At 69.9% G+C, this 26,658-nt stretch carries 32 protein-coding genes; 12 read left to right on the forward strand and 20 right to left on the reverse strand.

All coding sequences use genetic code 11. The features are described from left to right. Positions 1–18: 18 nt before the first annotated feature. From Sya03_RS29525 to urtA, 10 genes are all read right to left on the reverse strand, one after another. Positions 19–324: an urease subunit beta gene (locus tag Sya03_RS29525; protein ID WP_203941730.1), complete on the reverse strand. Its 306-nt coding sequence runs from the start codon at positions 322–324 to the stop codon at positions 19–21. Further along, positions 321–623 (reverse strand): urease subunit gamma, encoded by a 303-nt coding sequence (locus tag Sya03_RS29530; RefSeq protein ID WP_203941731.1) that lies wholly within the window; start codon positions 621–623, stop codon positions 321–323. The genes Sya03_RS29525 and Sya03_RS29530 overlap by 4 nt, the downstream gene beginning before the upstream one ends. A gap of 16 nt (positions 624–639) precedes the next feature. After that, positions 640–1,215, reverse strand: a complete 576-nt coding sequence (locus Sya03_RS29535; protein WP_203941732.1) for a TetR/AcrR family transcriptional regulator — start codon at positions 1,213–1,215, stop codon at positions 640–642. After that, positions 1,212–1,778 (reverse strand): TetR family transcriptional regulator, encoded by a 567-nt coding sequence (locus tag Sya03_RS29540; RefSeq protein WP_203941733.1) that lies wholly within the window; start codon positions 1,776–1,778, stop codon positions 1,212–1,214. Before Sya03_RS29540 ends, Sya03_RS29535 begins: the two co-directional genes overlap by 4 nt. Then, complete coding sequence (locus Sya03_RS29545) at positions 1,778–3,457, reverse strand: purine-cytosine permease family protein (RefSeq protein WP_203941734.1); 1,680 nt, start codon at positions 3,455–3,457, stop codon at positions 1,778–1,780. The genes Sya03_RS29540 and Sya03_RS29545 overlap by 1 nt, the downstream gene beginning before the upstream one ends. Positions 3,458–3,552: 95 nt before the next feature. Continuing rightward, complete coding sequence (locus Sya03_RS29550; protein ID WP_203941735.1) at positions 3,553–4,236, reverse strand: ATP-binding cassette domain-containing protein; 684 nt, start codon at positions 4,234–4,236, stop codon at positions 3,553–3,555. Position 4,237: 1 nt separating this feature from the next. Next, on the reverse strand, positions 4,238–5,050 hold the full coding sequence (gene urtD / locus Sya03_RS29555) for an urea ABC transporter ATP-binding protein UrtD (RefSeq protein WP_203941736.1): 813 nt from the start codon (positions 5,048–5,050) through the stop codon (positions 4,238–4,240). Continuing rightward, positions 5,047–6,156, reverse strand: a complete 1,110-nt coding sequence (gene urtC, locus Sya03_RS29560) for an urea ABC transporter permease subunit UrtC (protein WP_203941737.1) — start codon at positions 6,154–6,156, stop codon at positions 5,047–5,049. Before urtC ends, urtD begins: the two co-directional genes overlap by 4 nt. After that, positions 6,153–7,037 (reverse strand): urea ABC transporter permease subunit UrtB, encoded by an 885-nt coding sequence (gene urtB, locus Sya03_RS29565; RefSeq protein ID WP_203941738.1) that lies wholly within the window; start codon positions 7,035–7,037, stop codon positions 6,153–6,155. The genes urtC and urtB overlap by 4 nt, the downstream gene beginning before the upstream one ends. An 85-nt stretch (positions 7,038–7,122) precedes the next feature. Then, positions 7,123–8,526, reverse strand: a complete 1,404-nt coding sequence (gene urtA / locus Sya03_RS29570) for an urea ABC transporter substrate-binding protein (protein WP_239107939.1) — start codon at positions 8,524–8,526, stop codon at positions 7,123–7,125. A 1,580-nt stretch (positions 8,527–10,106) separates the two neighbouring features. Here urtA and Sya03_RS29575 point away from each other — a divergent pair. Further along, positions 10,107–11,456: a tyrosine-type recombinase/integrase gene (locus Sya03_RS29575; protein WP_203941739.1), complete on the forward strand. Its 1,350-nt coding sequence runs from the start codon at positions 10,107–10,109 to the stop codon at positions 11,454–11,456. Positions 11,457–11,991: 535 nt separating this feature from the next. Here Sya03_RS29575 and Sya03_RS29580 read toward each other — a convergent pair. From Sya03_RS29580 to Sya03_RS29590, 3 genes are all read right to left on the reverse strand, one after another. Further along, positions 11,992–13,038, reverse strand: a complete 1,047-nt coding sequence (locus Sya03_RS29580; RefSeq protein WP_203941740.1) for a DUF4240 domain-containing protein — start codon at positions 13,036–13,038, stop codon at positions 11,992–11,994. Positions 13,039–13,224: 186 nt separating this feature from the next. Then, positions 13,225–13,461, reverse strand: coding sequence for a hypothetical protein (locus Sya03_RS29585; protein ID WP_203941741.1), 237 nt, complete (start codon positions 13,459–13,461; stop codon positions 13,225–13,227). Positions 13,462–13,527: 66 nt separating this feature from the next. After that, positions 13,528–14,622 (reverse strand): hypothetical protein, encoded by a 1,095-nt coding sequence (locus tag Sya03_RS29590; RefSeq protein ID WP_203941742.1) that lies wholly within the window; start codon positions 14,620–14,622, stop codon positions 13,528–13,530. Between the two features lie 149 nt (positions 14,623–14,771). Between Sya03_RS29590 and Sya03_RS29595 the strand changes: the two genes are divergently transcribed. The 6 genes from Sya03_RS29595 to Sya03_RS29620 all read left to right on the forward strand — a co-directional run bounded on the left by Sya03_RS29595 (position 14,772) and on the right by Sya03_RS29620 (position 20,503). Further along, positions 14,772–15,527 (forward strand): GNAT family N-acetyltransferase, encoded by a 756-nt coding sequence (locus Sya03_RS29595; RefSeq protein ID WP_203941743.1) that lies wholly within the window; start codon positions 14,772–14,774, stop codon positions 15,525–15,527. A gap of 699 nt (positions 15,528–16,226) precedes the next feature. After that, positions 16,227–16,871: a DsbA family protein gene (locus Sya03_RS29600; protein WP_203941817.1), complete on the forward strand. Its 645-nt coding sequence runs from the start codon at positions 16,227–16,229 to the stop codon at positions 16,869–16,871. Continuing rightward, entirely contained in the window at positions 16,868–17,503 is a 636-nt protein-coding gene (locus Sya03_RS29605; protein ID WP_203941744.1) for a vitamin K epoxide reductase family protein, read from the forward strand. Before Sya03_RS29600 ends, Sya03_RS29605 begins: the two co-directional genes overlap by 4 nt. Before the next feature lie 106 nt (positions 17,504–17,609). Next, positions 17,610–19,139: a cytochrome c biogenesis protein ResB gene (locus Sya03_RS29610; RefSeq protein ID WP_203941818.1), complete on the forward strand. Its 1,530-nt coding sequence runs from the start codon at positions 17,610–17,612 to the stop codon at positions 19,137–19,139. A 25-nt stretch (positions 19,140–19,164) separates the two neighbouring features. Next, positions 19,165–19,767, forward strand: coding sequence for a TlpA disulfide reductase family protein (locus Sya03_RS29615; RefSeq protein ID WP_203941745.1), 603 nt, complete (start codon positions 19,165–19,167; stop codon positions 19,765–19,767). Continuing rightward, positions 19,760–20,503, forward strand: a complete 744-nt coding sequence (locus Sya03_RS29620) for a cytochrome c biogenesis CcdA family protein (protein ID WP_203941746.1) — start codon at positions 19,760–19,762, stop codon at positions 20,501–20,503. The genes Sya03_RS29615 and Sya03_RS29620 overlap by 8 nt, the downstream gene beginning before the upstream one ends. A gap of 11 nt (positions 20,504–20,514) precedes the next feature. On the opposite strand, the gene Sya03_RS29625 is transcribed toward Sya03_RS29620, so the two are convergent. Beyond that, the gene (locus tag Sya03_RS29625) at positions 20,515–21,228 is read right to left on the reverse strand and encodes a cation diffusion facilitator family transporter (protein WP_203941747.1); all 714 of its coding nucleotides are present in this window, start codon (positions 21,226–21,228) and stop codon (positions 20,515–20,517) included. Beyond that, positions 21,228–21,557, reverse strand: a complete 330-nt coding sequence (locus Sya03_RS29630) for an ArsR/SmtB family transcription factor (RefSeq protein WP_203941748.1) — start codon at positions 21,555–21,557, stop codon at positions 21,228–21,230. Before Sya03_RS29630 ends, Sya03_RS29625 begins: the two co-directional genes overlap by 1 nt. A gap of 109 nt (positions 21,558–21,666) precedes the next feature. Here Sya03_RS29630 and Sya03_RS29635 point away from each other — a divergent pair, with 109 nt between their 5' ends. The 5 genes from Sya03_RS29635 to Sya03_RS29655 are packed head-to-tail and all read left to right on the forward strand — an operon-like array spanning position 21,667 to position 23,745. Further along, positions 21,667–22,281: a methyltransferase family protein gene (locus Sya03_RS29635; protein ID WP_203941749.1), complete on the forward strand. Its 615-nt coding sequence runs from the start codon at positions 21,667–21,669 to the stop codon at positions 22,279–22,281. Positions 22,282–22,334: 53 nt separating this feature from the next. Then, a complete protein-coding gene (locus Sya03_RS29640) occupies positions 22,335–22,667 on the forward strand; it encodes a hypothetical protein (RefSeq protein ID WP_203941750.1) in 333 nt (110 codons plus the stop codon). After that, the gene (locus tag Sya03_RS29645; protein ID WP_203941751.1) at positions 22,664–23,107 is read left to right on the forward strand and encodes a MerR family transcriptional regulator; all 444 of its coding nucleotides are present in this window, start codon (positions 22,664–22,666) and stop codon (positions 23,105–23,107) included. Before Sya03_RS29640 ends, Sya03_RS29645 begins: the two co-directional genes overlap by 4 nt. Continuing rightward, positions 23,091–23,372, forward strand: a complete 282-nt coding sequence (gene merT / locus Sya03_RS29650; RefSeq protein ID WP_203941752.1) for a mercuric ion transporter MerT — start codon at positions 23,091–23,093, stop codon at positions 23,370–23,372. The genes Sya03_RS29645 and merT overlap by 17 nt, the downstream gene beginning before the upstream one ends. 34 nt (positions 23,373–23,406) lie before the next feature. After that, positions 23,407–23,745, forward strand: coding sequence for a YnfA family protein (locus tag Sya03_RS29655; protein ID WP_203941753.1), 339 nt, complete (start codon positions 23,407–23,409; stop codon positions 23,743–23,745). A gap of 44 nt (positions 23,746–23,789) precedes the next feature. Here Sya03_RS29655 and lspA read toward each other — a convergent pair whose 3' ends face one another. From lspA to Sya03_RS29680, 5 genes are all read right to left on the reverse strand, one after another. After that, a complete protein-coding gene (gene lspA / locus Sya03_RS29660; RefSeq protein ID WP_203941754.1) occupies positions 23,790–24,311 on the reverse strand; it encodes a signal peptidase II in 522 nt (173 codons plus the stop codon). Beyond that, on the reverse strand, positions 24,298–24,954 hold the full coding sequence (locus Sya03_RS29665; protein ID WP_203941755.1) for a cation diffusion facilitator family transporter: 657 nt from the start codon (positions 24,952–24,954) through the stop codon (positions 24,298–24,300). The genes lspA and Sya03_RS29665 overlap by 14 nt, the downstream gene beginning before the upstream one ends. After that, positions 24,951–25,322, reverse strand: coding sequence for an ArsR/SmtB family transcription factor (locus Sya03_RS29670; RefSeq protein ID WP_239107957.1), 372 nt, complete (start codon positions 25,320–25,322; stop codon positions 24,951–24,953). Before Sya03_RS29670 ends, Sya03_RS29665 begins: the two co-directional genes overlap by 4 nt. 102 nt (positions 25,323–25,424) lie before the next feature. Continuing rightward, the gene (locus Sya03_RS29675; RefSeq protein ID WP_203941756.1) at positions 25,425–25,928 is read right to left on the reverse strand and encodes a PH domain-containing protein; all 504 of its coding nucleotides are present in this window, start codon (positions 25,926–25,928) and stop codon (positions 25,425–25,427) included. Between the two features lie 38 nt (positions 25,929–25,966). Next, a complete protein-coding gene (locus Sya03_RS29680) occupies positions 25,967–26,650 on the reverse strand; it encodes a hypothetical protein (RefSeq protein WP_203941757.1) in 684 nt (227 codons plus the stop codon). Positions 26,651–26,658 lie beyond the last annotated feature (8 nt).

Below are 26,658 nucleotides of genomic sequence, written 5' to 3' on the forward strand. Positions count from 1 at the left end.
CGCGGTCGCCCGTCGCCCTCACAGCGCGCCTCCGCACTCGCCGCGCAGGCCCGGCACGACACGGGAGCCGGCAAGCGGAACCAGGTCGACCTCGCAGGTCAAGCCCGGCTCGAACCGCGTCGCTGTGCCCGCCGGGATGGCCAGGCGCTGCCCCCAGGCCGCGGCCCGGTCGAACTCCAGCCCCGGGTTCGCCTCGGCGAAGTGGTAATGCGACCCGACCTGGACGGGACGGTCGGCGGTGTTGGTGACCGTCACCGTCGTCACCGGTCGTCCGGCGTTGATGACGACATCGCCCCCGCCGAACAGCACCTCGCCGGGGATCATCGGATCGGGTGGTGCACCGTCACCAGCTTGGTGCCGTCCGGGAACGTCGCCTCCACCTGCACCTCCTTCAGCATCTCGGGAACGCCGTCGAGGACGTCGTCGCGGGTGAGCACCTGCTGGCCGGCCTCCATCAGGTCGACGACCGTCCGGCCGTCGCGTGCCCCCTCCAGCAGGAAGGCGGTGATGATGGCGACCGCCTCGGGGTGGTTGAGCCGAAGCCCGCGTTCCCGGCGGCGCCGGGCCACGTCCGCGGCGACGTGAATGAGCAGGCGATCCTGCTCATGTGGGGTCAGAAACACCAGATCCTCCGAGCTCCTACGGGGCGACGCGGTCGCGGATGCCGTCGAGCACCGCCTCCGCCGCCCAGGCGGCGGCGTCCGCGATGTCACGTGAGTCCATGCCGAACTCGCGGCGGAAGGTCACCCAGGCCGCGGCGGAGTCGAGGTGGGACAGCGCCACGACGACCGCCCTGCGCTGCGCCGCGTCGAGGGACGACACCTCGGCGTCCAGCAGCCGTTCGAGCTGCGCCCGGCCAGGCGACGGCGCCGCGCCGCTCACGCCGCGCATCGCCGCCTCGGCGACGACGTGCGCCAGTTCCGGCCGCGCGTCGTAGCGCTGCATGGCGTCGCGGATCGCGAGGGGGATGTCGAAGATCGAGTGCGACTCCTCGCGGGCGAACACCGTCGCGTCGATCCACGCTGCGGTCGCCAGCAGCAGATCGACGCGCGTGGGGTAGTTGCGGAACACCGTACGCTCGGCGATGCCGGCCCGGCGCGCAACGAGCCGGTACGACACGTCGTCGCTGCCGACCTCCTCGATCAGCTCGGCGTAGGCGGCAAGGATCGCCGCTTGCGTGCCGCTCAGCGCCGCCACGGCCGTCGACCCGGTCACGGCTGCGCCCGCGTCCGGTCGGGCAGCCGCGCAAGCACGGCGCCGACGGCGCGATCGAACGCGTCGCAGATCTCGCCGGCATCCAGGTCGAAACCCGTGCGCAGGCGCGCCCAGAACATCGCCGACGAGAAGTAACGCAGGGATGCCGCGACCCGCCGCCGATCCCGTCGGTTGAGCGTCGGCGCGGCAACGTCGAGCATCGCCTCGATCGCACGCGTGATGTAGGCGGGTTCGGCGTCGAGCGTCAGCGAGATCGCGGACGCCCGGGCGCCGACGTAGGCGTAGGCGGGTGAGGCGTCGAAGGCCCGGAAGCGCTCGTGCACGGCCGTACGGAAGTCGGCCAGGGTCACGAACGGCGGCAGCGGGAAGAAGGCCTGCTCGATCCAGGTCGAGAGAGCGGCGAGCAGATGCGCACGCGTCGGGTACTGGCGGTAGACCGTGCGCTCCGAGATGCCGACCTCGTCGGCGAGCGCACGGTAGGAGATGTCGTCGAACGTGTGCTGACGCAGCAGAGCCGCGGCGCTCGCGAGTATCGCGGTCGCGGTGTCGACCGACTCCTCCATCACGTCTCCCTGCCTCGCGCGGCCGCCCAGCGCGGGGGGCCGGTGACTTCCGGCGGAAGCACATAGCGATCGGATTTGTCGAGCGTGAGCGCCAGCGACGAGACGTACTGCACCTCGCCGTTCGGTCCTCGCTGGGCCGACGCCAGCATATCGGGCCGCTCGAACATGTATCCGGTGACGTGGCACCGGAGCCGCTCGCCCGAGGGGTTGCCGTGGGAGTCGAACAGGGGTGAGTCGATGCCGTCGGATCGGCGGCGCAGGTAGTAGCGCCCCCGCGTGGCCACCGCCATGACCGGCGTGGCGACGAACGCGACGCCGATTGCGATGAGCACCGAGAACGGCTGGACGGCGGCACCGAGCAGGCCGGCGAACGCGAGCAGCGACAGCACCGAGGCGAGCCCCACCGACACGAGCCCCACCGGGTTCCAGTCGTGCAGCATGCCGCGGCGGAACTCGGGGAAGCGGGGCGAGATGCGCAGCACCCACTTGTTGATCGCGATGTCGGTGGCGATCGTCACGAGCCACGCCATGACCACGTTCGCGTAGAGGCTCAGCACGAAGGAGATGAACGTGTAGACGTCCAACATCATGAGCCCGTACGCGAACACGAGGTTGACCAGGACGAAGATCGTGCGACCCGGGTAGTGCTTCGCCGCCCGGGTGAAGACGTTCGACCACGCGAGCGAGCCCGAATACGCGTTCGTCACGTTGATCTTCACCTGCGCGATCACGATGAGCACGAGGGCGAGGACGATGGCGAGCCAGTCGGGGACGAGGGTCTGGTACATGCCGACGAACTGCTGGACCGGTTCGGTGGCGCGGTGTCCGGCGGCGCCGTCTACCTCCACGAGCAGGTAGACGGCGAGGAACACCCCGATCACCTGCTTGGTGCCGCTGAAGACGACCCAGCCCGGTCCGGAGACGGCGAACCACGTCCACCACGAGCGGGCGTTCGACGGCGTCCGCGGCGGCATGGCGCGGATGTAGTCGATCTGCTCGGCCAGCTGCGGGGTGAGGGCGAAACACACGGCCGCGCTCGAGACGACGGCGCCGAAGCTGATCGCGCCGTCGGAGTTGCCGGTGTACGACGTGAAGGCGCGCACCGCCTCGGGGTCGAGGATCAGGATCCACAGCAGGGGCAGCAGAGCGAGGGCGAGCCACAGCGGCGTGGTCCAGAACTGCAGACGCTCCAGCGCACGCATGCCGTAGATGACGATCGGGATCACGACGACGGTCGAGACGAGGTAGCCGAGCCACAGCGGCATCCCCGTCGCCACCTGCAGCCCCTGCCCCATGATGGCGCCCTCCAGGGCGAAGAAGATGCAGGTGAAGCCCGCGAAGATCACGGTCGTGATGATCGAGCCGTAGTAGCCGAAGCCCGAGCCGCGGGCGATGAGGTCGAGGTCGAGGCTGTAGCGGGCGGCGTAGTAGGCGACGGGCACGCCCACCGCGACGATGATGACCGACGCGAACAGGATGCCGAGCACGGCGTTGCCGGTGCCGTGGTCGATGCCGATGCTCGCGCCGATCGAGAAGTCGGCGAGGAACGCGATGGACCCGAGGGCGGTCGCGCCGACGGAAGCCGCGCTCCAGCGCCGGAAGGTGCGCGGCACATAGCGGAAGGCGTAGTCCTCGAGGCTGTCCTCCGCGGCCGCGCGCGCGTTGTCCGTCCTGCTCACAGTGGCTTCCCCCTGACGCGAGCTCGCGTGGGGCATCCTCCGGTTCCGGCGTTACGGCAGCATTGCGGACCTGCAACGTCGATGGTCATCCCGGTTCAGATCGCCATGGCGGCTCGCACCGTGGAGGTTGCGGCCGAGCCACCCGAGTCGGTCTGGGTGACGAAGCCCGAGGCGAGCACGACGTAGTGCTCGGCGGCCTCGAGTGCGAAGCCGATGTGCTGCTCGACGAGCAACACGTCGATGCCCTCGTCGGACAGCTGCATGATGGTCTGCTCGATCTCGGCGACGATCGTGGGCTGGATGCCCTCGGTCGGCTCGTCGAGGATGAGGAGCTTCGGTTCGGTGATGAGGGCACGGGCGATCGCGAGCTGCTGGCGCTGCCCGCCGGAGAGCAGGCCGGCCTTGCGGGTCGCGAACTTCTCCAGCGCGGGGAAGCGAGCCAACTGCGCGTCGATGAGGGCCTTGCCGCGCCGGCGCCCGTCGGCGACGAGCTGCAGATTCTCCAGCGCCGTGAGCTGGCCGAACGCCTGCTGGCCCTGCGGCACGTACGCCATGCCGCGAGCGACGCGCTTGTTCGGGGGCAGGGACGCGATGTCCTCGCCGTCGAACACCACGCGGCCCCTGGTGGGTTTGACGAGCCCGATCGCGACCCGCAGCAGCGTCGTCTTGCCGGCTCCGTTGTGACCGAGTACGGCCACGACCTTCCCGGTCGGCACCGTCACGCCGTGCAGCACCTGCGTGCGCCCGTAGCCGGCCTCGATGTCGGTGAGCTCGAGCATGTCAGTCAACCTCCTGCTTCTGCGTCCCGGCCGCCACACCCGGCAGGTCGGGCACGGCCAACATGTCGGCCGTGGTCGCGGCGCCCGCCGTGCCGAGGTAGACCTCCTGCACCTTGCCGTCGGCCTGCACGTCGGCCACCGAGCCCTGCGAGAGCACCCTGCCCTGGTGCAGCACCGTCACGCGCGTGGCGAAGCGGCGCATGAAGTCCATGTCATGCTCGACCACCAGCACGATGCGCTTCGCCGCGAGGCGCTGCAGGAGCTCGCCGGTCGCAGTGCGCTCGTCCTGGCTCATGCCGGCGACGGGCTCGTCGAGCAGCAGCACCCTCGCGTCCTGCACGAGCAGCATCGCGATCTCCAGCCACTGCTTCTGGCCGTGCGACAGGATGCCGGCCGGCGTGGCGATCTCGTCGGCGAGTCCGGTCTCCTCCAGCGCCTGCGCGATTGCGGGGTCGACGCCACGCCGGGTCCGCAGCAGCGAGACCGAGGGGCGATGGCGTCCGGCGGCGATGTCGAGGTTCTGCAGCACCGAGAGCTCGTCGAAGACACTCGCGGTCTGGAACGTGCGGCCGACCCCGAGCCGGACGATCTTGTGCACCGGCCGGCCGAGCAGCTCCTGCTCGCCGATCCTCGCCGACCCGGCGGCCTTCGAGAGCCCGGTGATGGCGTCGATGCAGGTCGTCTTTCCGGCGCCGTTCGGGCCGATGAGGAACCGGACCTCGCCGAGGTGCGCGTCGAAGGAGACGCCGTCGACCGCGACGAACCCGGAGAACTCGACGTGGAGATCCTTGACGACGAGCGAGGCGGCGGTCACGCCTTCACCCCCTCGAGCTCCGGGGCAGCGGTCGCCTCGGCGCTCACGGCGGCGGGCGGTCGTTCGCCAGGGCTGCGGCGCGCTGCCGTGAACCTGCCGAGCACCGACGACAGCCCCTTCGGGAAGAAGAGGATGACGACGACGAACAGCAGACCGAGGATGTAGGTCCAGCCGTCGGGCCAGGCCGAGCCGAGGCTCGACTGCCCCCACCCGACCGCCATCGCGCCGAGGGCCGGGCCGAAGAGCGAGGCTCGGCCGCCGAGGGCGACGCCAGCGATCATGAGGATCGAGGCGGCGGCGCCGATCTCGGCCGGGGTGATGATGCCGACGATGGGCACGAACATCGCTCCGGCGATGCTCGCCATCAGCGCCGAGATGACGAAGGCGACGAGCTTGATGTTGGCCGGGTCGTAACCCAGAAATCGCACGCGCTCCTCCGCGTCCCGCGTGGCGACGAGAAGCTCACCGAAGCGGCTGCGGTACAGCTGCCACACCACGAGCAGGCACACGACGAGCAGCCCGGCCGCGATGAGGTACACCAGGGTCCTGTTCGCCGGGTCGTTCAGCACGAAACCGAAGAAGTACTTGAAGTCGCTGAGCCCGGTGTCGCCGCCCGTCTCGCGGATCGTGGAACTGATCAGAGTGGCGAGCGCGACGGTGAGCGCCTGCGTCAGGATCGCGAAGTACGCCCCCTTCACGCGACGCTTGAACAGCGCGAAGCCGAGGATGCCGGCCGCGATCACCGGGAGCAGCACGACCGCCGCCAGGGTGAACGCCGGGCTGCGGAACGGCTCCCAGAACGCCGGGAGCGGCGCGAGCGGGTCGTAGAGCACCATGAACCCCGGGACGCCGTCACCGGCGCTCTCGAGCGTGAGGTGCATGGCCATCGAGTAGGCACCGAGGGCGAAGAACACCCCCTGCCCCATCACGAGCATCCCGCCTCGGCCCCAGGCCAGGCCGATGCCGACGGCGGCGATCGCCCAGCAGCAGTACTTGCCGAGGTTGCCGAGCCAGTGATCGGTGAGCACGACGGGGGCGACCCCGAGGAGCAGGACCGCGAACACCCCGATGCCGAGAAGGGAGAGCCGGGGCTTCAGCTTCGTCATACGAGACTCCTGGTTCGCACCGTGAACAGGCCCTGCGGGCGCAGCTGCAGAAAGACGATCACCAGCATGAGGGCGAGCACCTGCGCGAGGCTGCCGGTCGTCCAGTCGGCGAAGTACGAGAGGGAGACACCCACCGCCCACGCGGCGATGATGGTGCCCTTGAGCTGGCCGATGCCGCCGGCGGCGACGACGAGGAAGGCCGGGATGATGTACTGCATGCCCATCTGCGAGTTAGTGCCGCCGATGAGCGACGCGGCCACGCCGGCGACCCCGGCCAGACCCGACCCGATGAAGAAGGTCAGGCGGTCGACGGTGCGCGTGGAGATCCCCGCGGTCTCGGCGAGGTCCCGGTTCTGCACGGTCGCCCGGATGCGACGGCCGAACGAGGAGTACTTGAGCCAGGCCCCCAGCGCGGCCACGCAGACCGCCGCGAGCAGGATGGTGAACACCTGCCGCAACGGCCATTCGTAGCCGAGGATGTTCACCTGCCCGTCGAGCCAGTCGGGCTTCTGCACCGGGACGCCCTGGGACGGGAAGACCTGCAGTGCCGCCTGCTGCAGGATCAGGCTGACACCGACCGTGACGAGCAGGGTGTCGAGGGGCCTGCGGTACATCCATTGAATGATGCCGACCTCCAGCAGAAGGCCGAGCAGGCCGGCGACGAGGAACGCGACCGGCAACGCGACCGGAACGGACAGGTTGGCCGAGTGGACGACCTGCTGGACGAGGTAGGCGGTGAAGGCGCCGATCATGAGGAACTCGCCGTGGGCCATGTTGATCACGCCCATCTGACCGAAGGTGAGCGAGAGCCCCAGTGCGGCGAGCAGGAGCAACGCACCCTGTGCGCTGCCGTTCAGCAGCGGTGGGATCAGTGCGTCCACGTGCTCTCGCTCTCTGTGCGTGGGATGGGTATCCGGGTCCGGGTACGCGGGGCCGCCTGTCGCAGGCGACCCCGCGTTAGGAGGGTCAGCCCGCGGACTTCACGAGCTGGTCGCGGGTGGCCGCCGGGAACCAGTCGTAGCCCTTGAGGAAGGGGTCCGGCTCGATGAACTTGCCGGAGGACCAGACGATGTCGAACTGGTTCTGCGCGTTGATCTGTCCGATGTGGCCCGGCTTCGAGATGTGGTGGTTCTCGCCGTTGAGCGTGACCGTGCCCTCCGGCGCATCGAACGTGATCGGCTTCGACCTGGCCGCGGCGTTCACCTTGTCGACGTCGAACGAGCCGGCCGCCTCGACGAGCGCCTTGTACAGGTACAGCGAGATGTAGGCGGCCTCCATCGGGTCGGAGGTGACGCCGCTGCTGTTGGGATAGGCCTTCCAGCTCTGGATGAACTTCGGGTTCGTGGGGGTCTTGAGCGACTGGAAGTAGTTCCACGACGCGTAGTGGCCGGTGACCTCGTGGCCCATGGCCGGCGCCTCCTCCTCGGCGATCGACACCGAGATGATCGGCGTCGTCGCCGCCTTGAGGCCGGCGTCGTAGTAGGCCTTGATGAAGCCGACATTCGACGAGCCGTTGATGGTGTTGAAAATGAAGTCGGGCTTGGCCGCCACGATCTTCGCCACCTGGCTGGTCCAGTCGTCCTTGTCGAGCGGAACGTACTCCTCGCCGACGATCTCGATGCCGAGCTTGGCCGCGTAGAGCTTGATGATCGCGTTCGCGGTACGCGGGAAGACGTAGTCGCTACCCGCGAGGAAGAGCCGCTTCACGCCCTTGGAGGCGAGGAAGTCCATCGCCGGGATGATCTGCTGGTTGGTCGTCGCACCGGTGTAGTAGATGTTCGGCGACGCCTCAAGGCCTTCGTACTGCACCGGGTAGAAGAAAAGGCCGTTGTGCTTCTCGACGACCGGCTTCACAGCCTTGCGGGACGACGAGGTCCAGCCGCCGAAGATCGCGGCGACGCAGTCCTGGGTGAGCAGCTTCCCGGCCTTCTCCGCGAAGGTGGGCCAGTCGGTGGCGCCGTCCTCCTGGACGTACTCGATCTTCTTCCCGAGGATGCCGCCACCGGCGTTGATCTCGTCGGCAGCCATGTGCAGCACATTGGAGACGGTCTTCTCCGAGATCGCCATGCCGCCGGTGAGGGAGTTGAGGAAGCCGAGCTTGACGGTACTGCCGGAGGTGTCGACACAGCTGGGCCCGGCCGACGCGGCGGCAGGCTGCCCGTCGCCGGCGCGCGCGCCGCATCCGGCGAGCACGAGGGCGACGACCGTCGCGATCGCGCCGGTGGCCGCAAGCGAACGCCGCCGGTTCCTGGTGGTGGTCATGTATGGAACTCCGTTCCTGGTGAAGGAGGCGTGACGAGCACCGCGCCCGGTGTCGCAGGCGAGGCACAGCCGGCCGCTGCAGCTGCGAGAAGATTGGGCGAGCGTCATTGCTCTGACATTTCTCGACCGTTCCAGCTCTGTAACCGCGGCCCTGTTGAGGTGCAAAAGCCTGAGCGGTCACCCAAGTTGGACGGACGGCCATGTCAGAGTTCTGTCACCGGCTGCGCGGGTGCGGCGAGCGCGGCACACTCCTGCCATCCAGAGAGGGTGAGTTCGCCCGCGTGGACGGAGGCCCCGCGGGACGCGGCAGTTCGACCGATCGCCGCCGACCCGCGACTACGCCGGCGCATCCTCGAACGACGGCGCACTCACGACCGAGTCGTTGACGAGGTCAGCGTCGACGTGCTCGAAGCCTCCTGGGGCGAGCCGACATCAAACAGCACGCTCCACGGTCGAGTCCCGGCGCGCGTACCGTGAGAAACCGCCACGAGATCACGGCTATCCAGCTGCTCGCCGAGGCACGCGAACGGCGCAAGCGGCCTGCTCTGCTGTCGAAACGGCCGGATTTGCACCACGACCCCTGGACGCCCAGAACGTAAGCGCCGCCGTCTGCCAGCACAGGACGCGTGTGACCGGATGGCTGACGCCTACGTGACCTCGGTGTGTTCGACCTCGCGCATGGCGTGTGGCCCCCACATGGTCCCCGGCGCCGGGAGCCACGACTGTCTTACGTCACGACCGACGCACGGGCGGATCTGGGAAGCGATCGTCGCAGAGCGTGAGTTCCGATGTTCGCCAAGCGCGCAGCTGCCAGCCGCGCCACACCACTCGCAGATCGCCTCAGAACGCTGCCCGGACTCTTCGGTGATTGCGTCGAGTTCGGCTTCCTCATCGGCCGACCAAGTCCGCCGGCCGTCAATCCACGGGCGCGGAACGCCCGATACGAGAGGGCTCCCCCCTCTTGCTTGATCGCAAGCAGCTCGGAGTCGGGAAACGATGCCAAAGCCACTCGTGACAGTCCGCGACAAGCGGCCGCCAGCCCTCGCCAACCCGAGCTACGTCGAACTCGTAGTGACGTACATGGGGTCGGAGCCGACCAATCAAGGAGCCGCTGTTGACCGGATCAAGACACCACTCGACGAGCGCGCCACAGGACGGCGGTGCCTCGTCGTCCTTCCGTGCGCACATGGCGCGTGATCCCCGAGCGATCCCCGCGGCTACGACTTGCGGTGAACTGTCGGCCTCCTCCATGTCTGAGGCCCACACGCCTGCAGCGGCACGACTTGCGGCACACCGGCCTGACATGAATGGCGGACGCTGGGATGCCGGCCGGACCGGCAGTCGATCGATGCCGCCGGTACGGCGTTGAGCCCCCACCTGTCGGCCCGCCGGTCCCCAGATGGTCCCCCGCGGCGGGTGGTCTGATCGACATGCGACCGGGATGCAGGCACGGAAAAGGGCCGCTGAAGCTGAGAATAATCCCGCTTCAACGACCCTGATCTGCTGTCGGGACGGCCGGATTTGAACCGACGACCCCTTGACCCCCAGCCGCGACGAACGGTTCAATCGGCCACTTCCGACCTTGATGTCACGCCGCTAGAGTGCAGCTCAGAGCCTATACATTCATGACGCCTTATGTCTCCGAGGTCCGCGGACGTACGCCAGATCCGGGGTCAAATGAGGGTCAGATGATCTTGGGGGTCCGCATGGGCCAGTCTCGGAAGCGCGTCGGGGTCGACGGGTCGGTCCGTTACACCGCCTACTACGACGACATCCGCGGCAGGCGGCGGTCGGCCGGCACCTTCACGAGCAAGAGAGAGGCCAACAAGGCGTGGCAACGCGCGGAGGCGAAGGTCGCCGAGGGCCGCGCAGGAGATCCGGCGCGCGGCCGCCAGACCTTCCGGCGGTACGTCGAGGACGAGTGGCTGCCCAACCACGTCATGGAGGCAACCACGCGCGAGGGCTACACCTACACCATCTACGCGCACATCCTGAACCACTTCGGCGACATGAAGATGATCGAGATCCTGCCCTCGCACGTGCGCGAGTGGGTTGGCCTGCTCCAGGCACGGGGCATGACACCGAGGACCATCCGGCTCACCAAGACGATTCTGAGCGCCATCTTCACGACCGCCCTCAACGATCAGGTGACGGTGCTCCACCCCTGTAAGGGGGTCAAAACGCCGACGGTGCCGAGGAAGCCGCTGCGCATCATCACTCCGGCAGAGTTCGATGCCTTCTACGGCTGTTTGCCCGATGACATGTCGCGCTTGATGGTAGAGACCGACATCGAAAGCGGTATGCGATGGGGCGAGCTCACCGAACTGCGGCCCCGAGACATCGACTTCGCCAACCGCATCGTCACCGTGAGCCGGACGGTCGTCGAGGTGAACCCGAAGTACCACCCGGTCGGCGGTCGCTTTCTCGTGAAGGAGTACCCGAAGGACAAGGAATGGCGGCGCTTCAGGCTCAGCGGAGCCATCACGGCGAAGCTCCAGGCGAGCGTTGACGATCGGGCTCTAGCCCCCGATGACCTGATTTTCCTGTATCGCGTCCCCGGTCCACCGGCGCGGACCTCGACCGCCATTCCCGCAGACCTCGGCCTCACCGAGCCGAATGGATCGGGACGCCGGTACCGACACGGAACTCTCAGCGCCTACGCGGCCGGGCCATGCCGTTGCGCGTACTGCCGCCGGGCGTACGCCGACTACCGCGCTGAGCGCCGGTCCCGCGGCAAGGACCAACCGCGGCCGCAACGACGATGGGAGACCGACGGCCACATCCCGCGCCGGTGGTTTCGCGATTCGGTCGTCTGCCCGGCGCTGGCCAAGGCAGGTCTGGACGTGGCCATCAGAATGCAGCTCTTGCGACATGCGCACGCCTCGTGGTTGCTCGCCGGCGGCGCGGACCTCCAGGTTGTCAAGGAGCGGCTCGGGCACGGCAGCATCTCCACCACCGAGCAGTACCTCCACACCTTGCCCGATGCCGACGACACGGCGGTCGACGCATTCGCCAGGATCAGAGGCCGAGCAACCTAGAATGGCATCCCGATCAAGGACTGCGCACCCGCTCCCATTTGCTGGCGCCATCGGCCCGCCGTCGGCACCCGCTGGCTCGCGCCGGCATCGCGCGGGACCAGATCGACCGACCGATGTCGAGGCAGAACTCATGACTACGCACCGGCGCTGGACCCGGGCGACGACGACGCGCAACCCGCGACTCCCACGTGCGACACATCGTGATCAATAGCGAGCACTGACGTTGATCTACGTCTGATCTGTAGGTCGGGACCAACCTCGCGGGTGCGCCATGACGATGCACAGCGTGCCAACCGGGCCCCAGAGGCTCGGTACGAACCATGGGCGGTGATCAAGGCCCTTCCGCTCAACAATCCACTGGTTGAGTCGGAACCATGCCCATCCGCCGCTCAAGACGACAAGGCCGTAGACCAGGTCCATCGACCTGCCTTCCCATCGCTGACACCGAAGCACGCTTCTCATCGACAGCGCGATGCTGGCCCTGAGGGTCAGCAGGCAGCGAGAAAGCAGCAAGCGCCTCGGCACATCGGATGGCCTATCCGCCCGCGTGCTGGTCAGGGTCGGGAATTTCCGTCAGCGACGGAAGGTGCCTGAGCCAGAAGTCCGCCCCTTCCGCGTTGGGGTTGTGGCGGTAGTAGGCCGCGATGCTTTCCGGCTTGAGTCCGCCCTGCCGGGTGACGCGCTTGAACAATTCCGGCGGCAACGGCGGCAACGGCTCCTCCTCAGCGAAGCCGCGCCCGATGTCAGCTGGTAGCGGCGGCAGGTCCACCGGGGGCAGCGGCGGAAGGTCGAATCGGTCCCGTACCGCCGCCAGCATGGAGACCACCTCGTCGACCGCGTGGGGCAGCAGGTCGGTCGGGTCGTCGCTGGTGAAGGGCGCCGGGTTGCGGACGAACTCCGCTGCGATGCGCTTGCGGCCCTTCTTGAAAGTCGTGCCGGGCGTGGGAAATCCGGATCGGTCGTGGATCAGCGACAGCTCGCATTCCGGGACGCCCGCGGCCGACCACCACCGTTCCCAGGCCGGGTCATGGGCCAACGCCTGCATCACATGGTCGAGGAGCTGGCCGTAGGCCGGCGGCGGCCAGTCACCGAGCCCCCAGCCACACATCATGGTCAACCACGAGCGGGGCAGGTCGGGCTCGGCCGGTACGAGGACGGCGCCCCAGGCGGAGGCGTTGCTGCCCATCTCATAGCTGACCGGGGTCTCGTGTTCCCACAGCATGCCGGTGGCGCGCTCGAACGCCTCGGGCGCCACCGTCAGCAGCGGCTCGGCGTCCCGGTCGCCGAAGCGTTCCAGCGACTTCGGCTGGCCGGCCGCTTTCTCGTACGCCTTACGGCCAGCGGCCACGGCAGCGCACCGTACGTACAGGAACGAGTCGTCACCGGCGACGAACGGCCGGACGGCGGCAAAGTGCGCCGGCGTGTCCAGCGCATACAGGGCAAGGGCGAGCTGGTCGGCGAAGCCCGTGATGTCCTCCGCGCTCCGGTTCGCCAGCCGGTCCGTGAGCCGCGTGAAGTCATCGTCGTCCGGGTCACGACCCAACGTGCCGATCAGCGCCCAAAAGGCGTCGTCGTCTATCACAACGAAGACGGTATGGCCCACCACCGGATTCCGGGCGCCGGAACACTCCGAACCGTGACCCCAGCTTGACCCCAGCGGACCGCCACGCGCGGCCATCGGCAGCACACCCACCCGACGGCGGCGACAAGGTGAGGGGCGAACGAGTCCGCCTTGCCTGCCTCTACGGATCAGATGGCTGTACAGCCATCAGTACAGCCAAGCCGGTCGACGCGAGCCGGGGGAGGGCGACACCGACCGACTTCCGATGCAGGTCAGCGTCCGCCACTTGCAGTGGCCGACATGGCGCGCGATCTTTCCAAGGCGGGGGTACATCTCTGGCGTCGCGTGTTCGTGTTCCGGCTCCAGCACGTTGGAAAACCTGTACTCGCCGTCCCTGTGCTCGTCGGTCATCGTCTCGTCCATCGTCGTGGTGCTCGCGGTCATGCTCTCCTCACGACAGCGTGGCGAGGATCTGTTCCATGACGTCAAGAATTTCTTCCAGTTCGCTCGTTAGCCCGCGCCCGTTGCGCGTGTGTCGGCGGTGACGACGGTGACCTTCTCGCCGCCGAGCAGCGGCGCATCGGCTGGCCCCTTGAGGTACGGGGCGATCCAGAGCGGCCGGTGGTCGTTGAGCGACGGGTACCAGTGGTTGCGCCAGTGCCCGCGCACCACCCAGCGGTGCCGCCACTCCCGGCCGCCGGCCGCGTCGTGCTCGGCGTCTCGGGCGGCGGTGAGGCTGCGGCGCAGCCGCACGATCCGCACGTCGCGTTCCGGCAGACCGGCGCGCTGCGCCCGGCGGCGTTCCGGCCGCGGAGTGGGCAGCTCTTCGCGTTCAGCCAGGTTAACCTGCGCGGCGAGCTGGAAGGCGGCGAAAACCAGCCGCGCCCAGCTCAACGTGCCGCGGCTGTCGGCCAGGGCCGGCAGCTGGTACGGCTGCGGGTCGGTGCCGTCCGGGCGCCAGGCCATCGTGGCCTCGTTGTCGACGATCAGCCGGGGCAGCAGCCCGCGGGCCCGCCGGGCCGCGGCCGGGTCGTCGAACATGTCGGCGAAGTGCACCGCGGACGCGGCGTAGAACGACATCCACAGCCCGCCGGCGGTCCAGTGCGGGTTGGTCACCGGGCCCCAGGACACCGCGACGATGGCCTCCTGCTCGGCGCGCAGCTTGGCCAGCATCCGGTCGTACTCGGCGCTGCGCTGCCGCGGCGCGAGCCGGTCGGCGAGCTCGTCGTCGTGTGCCTCCTCCCCCGGGTACATGAAGATCGGCTCGGCGAAGACCGCGAAGCCGGTCTTCGAGGGCAGGTCCGACGGGCGCGGGGCGAACACCGGCATGCTGGCGTGCGCGGCGTTGAGCAGCGCGCACAAGTCCTCGTCGACGTACCAGAGGTCGCCCTCGCGCAGCCGGGTCGCCTCGGCGCCGGCCAGCAGGGCCGCGACCTTATCCGGCGGGCCGGGAGGGCGGACCTCCTGCCGGCCGAGCTCGATCGCGTTGCGGTAGTACATGACCCCCTGCGGGCCGCCGTACCAGTCGGCCAGCTCCCGGCGCAGCACCGGTACGTCCGCGGCGTCGAACCGGTAGGCGACGGGCGGGGTGTTGGTGTCGGTCATCGGCAAAGCACCCTTCTGCCGCCGCGAGGTGCGGCCGGTGTGGACCCGTGAGGGTCCGATGTCGGCGATAGGTCACCGCGACGATATCGAAGAGTGTCGTACCGCGTACCTACAGTGCTCGCAGACTGCCGTCGCGACCGAGGATGTGAGTGCTGGTGCCGAAGAGCAAGAGCCGGAAACGGACGCCGGATCGCCGCCGGGTCGCGGCCGCGCGGCGGCTGCGCCCCGCGGTCGACCTGGCCGGGCTGGCCGGGCCGTCGGGGTACCGGATCCGCCTCGCCCAGCCCGCCGATGCCGCCGCCGTCCTGCGGCTGCTCCCGCTGGCCGAGCCCACTATCGGCGAGGACGGTGCCCTCATGCTCGGCAGTCCGATGCTGGCGCAGGGGCTGCTGCAGGCCCACCGCCAACGTCGCACAGAGCCCGTCCTGACCGGCTTGGGCGCGAAGTCCGCCGACGACCTGATGATGGCGCTGTCGTCGCTGCTCGTGGCCGTCGACGCCGACGGCGCCGTGGCGGGCGTGCTGATGTCCCTGCCACCAGTACGGGTCCTCGGCCAGGCCATACAGGCGGGGGTGCCACTGCCGGAGATCCTGTTGGCCGCCCACACCGTAATCAAGATCAAGGGCGTCGCGGTCGACGAGGCGGCCCGCGGCCACGGCATCGGGACCGCCCTGATCAACGCGTGCGTGCAGCTCTACACCGGGCTGGGATGGCACGCCATCTACGGACAGATCGACAAGAACAGCGACCTTGAGGACTACTACACCCGGCTCGGCTTCACGGTGCTCGCGTCCCGGCAAGGAATCAGCCTCGCGCATCTCGTCACGTTCCCGCTCGCGATCCACCCACTCCGAGGAGAACGGTTGTTCGTCCACTGGGCCGACGGCGCCGGCCAGCCGGCCTGATGAGCTGCCTGGCACGCGTCCACGGCATGCGTCGATCGATCAGGCTGGCGAAGGTGTCCAGCGCGGTCTGCAGGGCGCTCTTCTGGGTCGACTGCCGGGCGAGGGTCCAGGCGTCGCGGACGCGCGTCACGGATGGCTGACGAGCCTTGCCGCCGGCTCGGTTGCCCGAGGGCAGCGCTCGGAGGGAGCATTTCTGAGGCCAGCCGCCATCACCTAAGCTCCTTGGGAGCCATGCGACAGTCGCAAGCGGGAGATGTCATGGGACAGCGGCACAACGATGGGCGCAGGGTCCGGGATCGAGGGGTGACGGTGTTCCGACCTGCCGCAGGTTCCCGAGGCTTTTACGCTCATCCGCTCACTGGCGATGGGCGGCCGTCCGGGGATCAGCGCAGCTCACTGCCAAGACGAACTGGGCCAGGGCGCGACCCGACGAGGGCCAGTCCGTGATTCTGAACAACCAAGACTCCATTCCCAGGCTTCGTACAGCTGACTTTGCATGAATCGTCTCTGCGCCCACGCGATCCGACGCTCATCGCGTCCCAGCAACTCACCACAGGAGAAGCCGTGCCCGCCAACAAGTCCAACGCCCGTAAGCGTCCCACCGCCAAGGGCGGCTCCGGCGCGAGCCGTCCAACCGGTGGAAAGCCGGGCGCGAAGGCGAGCGCGGGCAAGGCCGCCCGGCAGATCCGCAAGCCTGGCATGAGCACCAACCTGAAGGTCACCCTCGGCGCTCTCGCGGTGGCGCTGGTGGCCGTCCTCGGCGTGGTTCTGGTGAACCGGGCGACGTCCCCACAACCCTCGGCCGCCGTCGACGCCGCTGTCCGCGCGGACAGCCACCGCCTCTCGACGGCCCCCGACGGCAAGGTGACCGTCGTCGAGTTCCTCGACTTCGAGTGTGAGTCGTGCCTGGCCGCGTACCCGCACGTCGAGAAGCTGCGCGCCGAGTACGCCGACCGCATCACCTACGCGGTGCGGTACTTCCCCATCGAGAGCCACCCGAACGCCTTCAACGCCGCACACGCCGCCGAGGCCGCGGCGCGGCAGGACAAGTTCGAGGAGATGTACGTCAAGCTCTTCGACAACGCGCAGGCGTGGGGCCACAACCAGCAGTCGCAGACCGCCACCTTCGAGCAGTACGCCCAGGAGCTGGGCCTCGACATGGCGGAGTTCCGCGCGGACGTCGCGAGCCCCGAGGTGAAGGCCCGCGTGCAGTCAGACTTCACGGACGGGCAGGCGCTCGGCGTGCAGGGCACCCCGACGTTCTTCATCAACGGCGAGAAGTTCACCGGCGATCCCACCTACGACGGGCTGAAGGCGGCCGTCGACGAGCTGCTCGCGCAGTGACCGCGACCACGCAGCGGCCGCCGGTCGAGGTGCCAGCGGCCGGACCGCTGACCGACCGGCTGCTCGGCTGGGTCCTCACGGTCGGCGGCGTACTCGGCGCCGCGGCGGCGTTCGTCCTCACCGTGGAGAAGATGGCGCTGCTGAAGGACGCGACCTACGTCCCGAGCTGCTCCATCAACCCGATCCTCTCCTGCGGGTCGGTGATGACGACCGACCAGGCAGAGGTGTTCGGCTTCGCGAACCCGCTGATCGGCCTGGCCGCCTTCCCCGTGGTGGCGACGACCGGGGTGGCGCTGCTGGCCGGCATTCGCCTGCCGCGGTGGTGGTGGCTGGCGCTCCAGGGCGGGGTGCTCTTCGGCGTCGTCTTCGTGCACTGGCTCTTCTTCCAGAGCGTGTACCGCATCGGGGCGCTGTGCCCGTACTGCATGGTGGTCTGGGTCGTGATGATCGTCGTGTTCTGCTACACGACGCTGTACAACCTCGACCGGGGCCACCTGGGCGGCGGCGGGCGGCTGCGCCGGGTCGGCGGGGCCACGGCGCGGGTGCACAGTGCCGTCCCGACGATCTGGTTGCTGATTCTCACGGCCCTCATCGGCCAGGCGTTCTGGACCTACTGGCGCACCCTGCTCTGATCCGCCACCTGCCATCACCTAAGCTGCTTAGGGAATACAGGACTCCAGGCGGAGGGGGCGTGCCGTGGTGAGTCTGGCGCGCCGCTGGTGGCGCTGGCTGACCAGCATGCGGACCGCCCTCGTCCTGCTCTTCCTGCTGGCGCTCGCCGCGATCCCGGGTTCGCTGGTCCCCCAGCGCAACCTCGGCATCGAGAAGGTCGACGCCTACCGGCGCGCGAACCCGGACCTGTCCCGCTGGTGGGACCGGCTCGGCATGTTCGACGTCTACGCGTCGCCGTGGTTCGCGGGCATCTATCTGCTTCTCATGGCTTCGCTGGTCGGCTGCCTCACGCCGCGGATGCGGGAGCACGCGACCGCGATGTTCCGCCGGCCGCCCACCGCGCCGAAGGTGTTCAGCCGGCTCCCCGCACACGCCGAGGTCGGCGCGGCGGCGCTGCCGGCCGCGGAGGCCGCGAAGGTCATCCGCGGCACGCTGCGCGGATTCCGGGTGGACGTGCGCACCGAGGACGACGGCTCGGTGGCGGTGGCGGCCGAGAAGGGGTACCTGCGCGAGACCGGCAACCTGCTGTTCCACTTCTCCGTGCTCGCGGTCCTGGTCGGCGTCGCGATCGGGTACGGCTGGGGCTGGTACGGCAATCGCCTGGTCGTCGCGGGCCCGGACCACGCCTTCTGCACCAGCGTCCAGCAGTTCGACGAGTACGGGTTGGGCCCGCGGCTCACGCAGGCCGACGTGCCCGGCTACTGCGTCGAGCTGCAACGGTTCACCGCCGAGTTCACCGAGGCCGGCCAGCCGACGACGTTCAGCGCCGACGTCGCGTGGTCGGGCGTCGACGGTGAGCAGCGGCCGTACCAGCTGGAGGTCAACTCGCCGCTGCGCCTCGACGGCGCCAACGTCTACCTGCTCGGGCACGGCTACGCCCCTCAGCTGCGCTACACCGACCGCGCCGGGCGTGCCCAGACGGCGGTCGTGCCGTTCCTGCCGGCGGACGGCATGCTCACCAGTGACGGCGTCGCCCTGTTCCCCGACGCGAACGCCGACACCCGCACGGGCGCCCGTTCCAAGGACGCCCAGGTCGGCTTCGCCGGCGTCTACGTACCCACCGTGCCCGCCGGGGGCCCGCCCGGGATCTCCGCTCACCCCACCGAGCGTGACCCGGCCGTGCTGCTCACCGCCTACCGCGGCAACCTCGGCCTCGAGACCGGGGTCCCGCAATCGGTGTACGCCCTGCCGCAACGCGCGCTCGACGACGGCAGGCTCAAGCAGCTCGACACCCCGGCCAAGCTGTTGCGGCGCGGCGAGGCGTGGACGCTCGACGACGGCTCGACGCTCGAGTTCCTGGGCACCCAGCGCTGGATCACCGTGGCGGTCCGGCACGACCCGGGCGAACCTCTGGCCCTGGCGGGTGCGGTCGCGATGCTCGCCGGGCTGACGGTCTCCCTCAGCCTCCGCCGGCGCCGCGTGTGGTTCCGCGTCACCCCTGCTCCGGGCGGATGTCAGATCAGCGCCGCGGGCCTGCCCCGAACCGGCTACGACGCCTTCGAGCAGGAGTTCGCCGGGCTCGTGAACCGTGCGCGTGACGCGACCGGTGCGGCCGGACGTCAGGCCGACAGCCCCACAGCCGCCGCGACGCCATGACCCTCCACCCACGACGGGAGTCGACGTGAACCGCACCCTCCGGGTCCTCGCCGGCGCGCTGACGGTCGTCGCCGTTCTGGCGGGCTGCGCGGGCGGCCCACCGAAGGCCACCGGACAGCAGGGCAACGGACTCGTCCGGTCCATCGATGACGGGCGCGTGCCCGCGGGCGCCGTCGTGACCTACGAGCCGGCGAAGCGGCAGCCGGCCCCCGAGTTGACCGGCGAGGTCCTGGATGGGAGCCGCTTCGATCCGGCCACGGTCGCCGGCATGGTCGTCGTGGTGAACTTCTGGGCGTCCTGGTGCGCGCCGTGCCGCGCTGAGGCCGGCGAGCTCAACGACGCGTACACGGCGACGAAGGACCTCGGCGTGGGGTTCGTCGGCGTCAACATCCGCGACGGCCGCGACCAGGCGAAGTCGTTCGTCGAGGGTCGCGAGCTCTACCCCAGCCTGTTCGACCCGGCCGGCCGGGTGGTGCTGGGCTTCGCCGACGTCTCCCCCAACACGATCCCCGCCACGGTGCTCATCGACCGCGACGGCCGCGTCGCCGCGGTGCTGCGCAAGGCCGTCACGCGGCGCGAGCTGGAGCCGCTCATCCGTTCCGTCGCGGAGGAACCGCGCGGTGGGTGAGATGTTCGCCGGCATCGCCGGCTCGGGGTCGCTGCTACCGGCGATCGGCGTGGCGATCCTCGCGGGGCTCGTGAGTTTCCTGTCGCCCTGCGTCCTGCCGCTCGTCCCCGGCTACGTCTCCTACGTGGCGGGCATGACGGGCGCGGAGGCCACCGGGGAGCGGCGCCGGGCCGTCGCGGGCACGGTCCTGTTCATCGCCGGTTTCACGGCGGTCTTCCTCCTTACCGCAGTCCTCGTCGCCAACGTCGGCCGGCTGCTGTTCGAGCATGCCCGCGCGGTGGAGATCGGTGTGGGGGCGCTCACCATCCTGATGGGCGTCAGCTTCCTCGGCCTGCTCCCGATCGCGCAGGTACAGCGCCGCCCGCGGTGGATGCCGAGCCCCGGGCTGGCCGGCTCCCCGCTGCTCGGCGTCGTGTTCGGGCTCGGCTGGGTGCCGTGCGTCAGCCCGACACTGTCGGCCGTGCTGGGGCTCGCCGCCGTCGACGCCACCGTCGACCGCGCGGTCGTGCTGGCGATCGCCTACTGCGCGGGCCTCGGCGCACCGTTCATGCTCGTCGCGGCCGGCCTGGGCGCGGCGATGAAAGCCATCGCGGTCGCGCGCCGGCACGGCCGGACGGTCAGCCGGGTCGGGGGCGCGCTGATGATCGTCGTCGGCGTGTTGCTGATGACCGGCTGGTGGTCCGCCTTCACCATCTGGCTCCGGGCCACGGTCGGGCCCGGCCAGGTTGGCATCTGACCGGGCGCGGGTCAGGACGGAGCACAGCAGGAACAACCAGGCGCGCACCCGCAGGCGTCGTCGTCGGCCTTCGACACCGCGGGAACGGCACAGCAAGCGTCGCCGCGCCACGCCTCCCGGCCCTCCTTGACGGCCACCGCGGCGATCAGGAGTGCGGCAAGGGGGTCGGCCCACCACCAGCCGAACAGGCTGTTCACCGCCAGCCCCACCAGCACCACCGCGGACAGGTACGTACACAGCAGCGTCTGCTTCGAATCGGCCACAGCTGTCCGGGAGCCGAGCTCCCGTCCGGTGCGCCGCTGCGCGTACGACAGGAACGGCATGACCAGCAGCGACGCCGCCGCCAGCACCAGGCCGACCGTGGAGTGCTCGGCACGTTCGCCCGTCACGAGCGCACGCACGGACTCCACGCCGACGTATGCCGCGAGGGCGAAGAACGAGACCGCGATGATCCGCAGCGCGAGCCTCTCGCGCGTCTCGTGGTCGCGGGCGGAGAACTGCCAGGCGACCGCGAGCGCGGACGACACCTCGATGACGGAGTCGAGCCCGAACCCGATGAGGGCGGTGGACGACGCGATCGTGCCGGCGGTGATCGCCACGATCGCCTCGATGACGTTGTAGGTGATCGTCGCCGCGACGAGCAGGCGGACGCGGCGGGCCAGCTTCTCCCGGCGAGCGGGTGCCGGACCGGCGGCACGGATCTGCAGCAGCGGCTCCCCCGCCATCAGCAGCAGCCCTTCTCGTCCGCGTCCGGGCAGATCGCCGGGTCGACGGCGAGGACGAGCCCGAGCAGGTCACCCAGCGCGTGCCGGATGTTGGCGTCGGCCAGCTCGTATCGGGTCCGCCGGCCCTCGGGCACGGCCACGACCAAGCCGCACCCTCGCAGGCAGGTCAGATGGTTCGAGAGGTTCTGCCGGGTGGTGCCCAGCCTCTCGGCCAGCTCGGCCGGATAGCCCGGGCCTTCGCGCAGGGCCAGCAGCAGGCGGGCACGGGTCGGGTCCGACAGGGCGTGCCCGAACCGAGCCAGGGCCTGACCGTTCACCAGGGTCTCCACGAGGACGACGGTACAGCATATGCTGTACCAATCAACTCGACGACGGCGAGGACTGAGTCATGCATACAGGGCGATACACGCAGGCAACTGGCCGCGGCGGAGCACCGCGATGACGGCACGGGCCATCACGGCGCTCGCGCTGTACGTCGTCTGGTTCGCCTTGGCGTTCGGCCTTGCCACGCTGCGGCAGTACCGGCGTACCGGCGACACCGGCCTGCGCATCGGCCCCCGATTCGCGGCGGGCTGGCAGCGCGCCGCCACGCTGTTGATGGCTGCCGCCCTGCTCACCGGATTGGCCGCGCCCGTGGCGTCCCTGCTCGGCATGCCGACCATCCCGCCCCTCGACGGCACCGCGGCGGCCGCCGTCGGAATCGCCCTGATGGTGACGGGCATCGCGGCGACCGTTCTGGCGCAGACGTCCATGGGCACCTCGTGGCGCATCGGTGTCGATCCCGGTGAGTCCCCGCCCCTGGTCACCGGCGGCGCGTTCCGCGTGGCCCGCAATCCCATCTTCACGGCAATGATGGTCACGGCCGCCGGCATCGCGCTCACCGTGCCGAACGCCATCGCCGTCGGCGGCCTGATCGCGGCGATCATCGCCATCGAACTGCAGGTCCGGCTCGTCGAGGAGCCGTACCTACGGCGGCAGCACGGGCAGGCCTACGCTGCCTACGAACAGCGGGTCGGCCGCTTTCTGCCCGGCATCGGCCGGCGCACCGCGTGAGATCCGCTCGCGGGGTTGCATCCTGTACCTAGGTACGGGCTTACCGTCGAGGCATGACCACGAACGACGAAGCGTGGGTGCCGGAGGCATGCACGCTGCCCACCGCTGACCGTCCGCTGCGGCTGGCCGAGTTCGACGACCTTTTCGCCACTGCGCTGCGGGCGCAGCGGCGGATGGCCCCGACGCGGCTGCGGTGGCACCTCGACCCCGCGGCCGAGACCACGGCCGGCCGGGAGACCGCCTGCTGCTCCTTCTTCACGTTCACGTTCGCCGCGCCCGGCACCCAGGGCGCCGGCGCGCTGCACCTGGACGTGCAGGTTCCGGCCGCGCACGTCGATGTCCTCGACGCGCTCGCCGAACGCGCGGCCACAGGCATGGCGGCATGACCGGATTGCGCAGCAGCCAGGTCGCCGCCGCGGCGGGCGTGAACCTGCAGACGCTGCGTTACTACGAACGCCGCGGCCTGCTCGCCGAGCCCGAGCGCAGCCTCGGCGGGCACCGCCTGTATCCGGCCGAGGCCGTCACCGCCCTACGGGTGATCAAGGCGGCACAGCGGCTCGGCTTCACCCTCGACGAAGTCGCCGACCTGCTCGAAGCGGGCCGCCACCGGCACGGACGACGCCCCGACGCGGGCCTGCAGGCCCGCGCCCGGACCAAGCTGACCGAGATCGAGGCGAAGATCGCCGACCTGCAGGTCATCGCCGGGACCCTGCGGGCCGCCCTCGACGCCGGCTGCGACGACCTCGTGGCATGTGCCGGTGAGCCCTGCTGCCCGATCCCCTTCGCCACCATCGCTCTAGGAGACCCCGATGCCGACGCTCGCTGACCGCGCCCGCCGGGTGCTGCCCTCCGGCCTGACCGGACTCGCCGGCGCCGCATGCGCCGCGTGCTGTGCCATCCCGCTGCTGTTGGCCGCCGGGGTGCTGTCCGGTGCCGGATGGGCGGCCGCCGGGGCCTGGATGCCCGGCATCGCCGTCGCCCTCGTAGCCCTCGCCGGCGCGGCCTGGTGGTGGTCACGCCGGCGCCGCCGCCACGGCGGATGCGGCGGCGGTACCGGCTGCGCGTGCGCCACCACCAGCGCATCAGCATGATCAGCGGCGGCGGCCGGCCGGGTAGGTTTCCGGCATGACCGTCGCCCGCTCCATCCTGCTGTTCGCCGTCGCCGCACTGTTCGAGATCGGCGGGGCGTGGCTGGTGTGGCAAGGCTGGCGGGAGCACCGCGGCCTGTGGTGGATCGCCGCCGGCGTCCTCGCGCTCGGCGCCTACGGCTTCGTGGCCACCTTCCAGCCGGACCCGAACTTCGGTCGGATCCTCGCCGCCTACGGCGGCGTGTTCGTCGCCGGCTCCCTGGCATGGGGCATGGTCGTCGACAAGTTCCGGCCGGACCGGTGGGACGTCATCGGCGCGGCGATCTGCGTCGTCGGTGTCGCGGTCATCATGTACGCGCCACGCACGCCCAGCTGAGCGCACCTCGGCGGCGCAGCTCAACCTGATGGACGATCCCAGCTTCAGCGTTCGGCAACGTCGTCGGCGTGGCGGTCACCGTCGGTACCACGAAAAGAGGTCACGACGAGCACTGTGACCGCGATGCAGAGGGCGGCATCGGCCAGGTTGAACGAGGGCCACCAGCCCAGGTCCAGGTAGTCGGTGACCACCCGGTCACCGATCCGATCGACCAGGTTGGCCAGGCCGCCACCGAAAAGCATCGCGAGCGCCGCCCGCGTCAGCCGGCTCGCGGCCGGTCCGGCGCGCCAGGCGTAGATCCCGACACCGGCCACGACCAGCGCAGCAAGGGCAGGCACCAACCAGGCCGGGCCGTCCGCGCCGAGGCTGAAGGCCGCTCCCGGGTTGAAGCTCAGGTGCAGCCACAGTGGTCCCAGCCGGACCCCGTCGCCGGCCAGAAAAGTCTCGGCGGCAGCCTTGACGCCCAGGTCCGCCGCGACGACGCCGGCGGCGATGCCCGCCATCGACGCGCGCCGCAGCCACACCCGCCGCGGCGCCTGCCGGGCGTTCGGCTCAGTCGTCGTCATCGTCGTCCTCAACCAGCTCACCCTCCCAGGCTTCGCGGCCCTCATGGATGGCGAAGGCGGCGATGACGAATCCGGCGACCGGGTCCAGCCATGCCGCGCCCGTCAGTGCGTACAGGCCGAGCCCGACGAGGGTGGAGATGCTCAGCAGCACGCAGATGCGGGTCTCGGCGGCGTCGGCCAGGATGAGCCGGTCGCCGCCGAGCTGCAGGGCGACGCGGCGCTTCGCGGCAGCCAGCACCGGCATGATGACCACCGAGGCGGCCAGGAGCACGAGACCGACGATCGAGGCGTCCGGCTCCTCGTCGCCGAGCAGGCTGCGCACGCCTTCGAAGACGACGTAGGCCGCCAGGACGAAGAACGTGACGGCGACGGCCTTGAGCGTGCGCCGTTCCTTTGCCTCATCCGCCTCGCCATGGCGGAGCCGGGCGGCCAGGCGCAGGCCCACCAGCACGGAGGCCGCCGACTCGATGCCGGAATCCAGGCCGAATCCGACGAGAGAAACGAGGCCGGCGAGCAGACCGACGGTGATCGCCACCGCGCCCTCGACGACGTTGTAGGCGACGGTGAACTGCGCGAGGCGGAGGCCGCGGCGGGTCAGGCGTTCGGTCTCGGCAGCGCTCAATGCGGTCGGCTGACCCGTCATCGCCCCTCCTCCATGTCGCTTTCGCCGCAGCCGTATGTCGGGCACAGCGCGATGGAAGCGCCTGTGGCGGCGAGCAGTTGCTCGGCGGCGCGCAGCACGTCCAGCAGTTCCGGGCGTGAGAGCGCGTAGAACATCTGCCGTCCTTCCGGCCGGCCGGTCACCAGGCCGCAGTCTCGGAGGCACGCCAGGTGTGCCGAGACGGTGGACTGCGCCATTCCTAGTTCGGCCGTCAGGTCGACGACCCGCAACTCCCCACCGGCCAGCCGTCGCAGGATCTCCAGCCTCGTCTGGTCAGCGAGACCCCGGAAGAGTGCCGCGGCGGGAGCCAAGTCGTCGGCCGGCTGCATCCCCGTCGTGTCGGTTATCATCGCCACCCAGCGATGATAGCGGAGGACAGCGATGCATTGCCACTTCGCGACAGAATTGACGAGTACGTCGACGTCCGCGATGCCGGCCGAGCCAGATCGTCATCACTCAGCCGGCTCCGCAGCACCGTTGTCCGGATCCCCGGACCGCTGCTGGGCGGCAGCGTGCAGCGCGCGCAGCCCACGAATCGCCTCCACTGCGCGCTGGCCGTCGGCGATCTGGACGGCGAGCACCGTGACGACCTCCTCCGTTGTCAGCTGCAGCGAGGCCCACGGCGCTCCCCGGTGGTACCGCACCGCCCGCACCATGGACCACGGCACGGTGAACTCGCGCACCAGGTTCCGCACGTGGATGCCGTCGGCGTCGGCGTCGGCGGCGATCCGGAACGGCGCCACGGCGACCACCGCGGCCAGCAGCAGGCCGCTCGCCGCCTGCGGCCAGCCGGCCCGATCGATCAGCCGCCCGGCGAACGCCGCTTCGTCGGTCAACGTGTTGCTCGACGCCACGAACGCGGCCGCGATGACGACCGCGACGGCACAGGCCACGATCCGGATTGCCCGCGGGCGGACCCGCACGGGGGGAACGTTCGGCGGCGAGGCGGCGGGCATGGTGTCTCCTTGCGGCCGTTGGTGGCGGGGGTCGGTGCTCACTGCTCCCCCACTCTGCGGAAGATCAGCACGGCGGGTTCGATCTCGGGCGGCAGGACCAGCCTGTTCAGCTGGGGATCTGCGAACCGCACGAAGTCGGCCTGGTCCCGGTAGGCGTCCCAGTCGCCGGCGAGAGACTCGTCGCGGGTGCTGACGACGATGTACAGCTCGACGCTGGGAGTCCGGAAGACGTGCTGCTCGAACGAGTTGCCGGGCGGGGGCCAGGAACAGAGCACCACCTGCGGTTGGTGCGCGCGCAGCGCCACCCTGGGGTCCTCGTTCAGGACGTCGTCCGGGTGCTCGGCCGTGCGATGCCGGCTGTGATCGCCGGTGGCCGTGATGCGCACGCCCTCGGCCGCGAGGAACCGCGACAGCGTGCCGTCCCTGGCTGCGATCTCCAGGCAGGGACGGTCGCCGATGAGCCGTGCCAGCCGCCGGACCAGCGCCCTGCTGTAGAAGCAGGTGATGCCCTTCGGCCGCATCAAGGGCATGAGCAGCCGGCGCTGGGTGAGCAGCGGCCACACGAGCCGGAACACCGACGCGTTCACCGGCTTGCGTTCGAGTCCACCCCGGAACAGCAACCTCTGCGCGACGTACCGGTTGACGAGGTTGAGCCGGAGCACACTGAGCGTCGGGCCGGGTTGGACGTCGTCGTGCCGGCGTTCCGTCCTGTTGTCCGTCATCCGTTCCT

Source organism: Spirilliplanes yamanashiensis (assembly GCF_016863475.1).
GTDB lineage: Bacteria > Actinomycetota > Actinomycetes > Mycobacteriales > Micromonosporaceae > Spirilliplanes > Spirilliplanes yamanashiensis.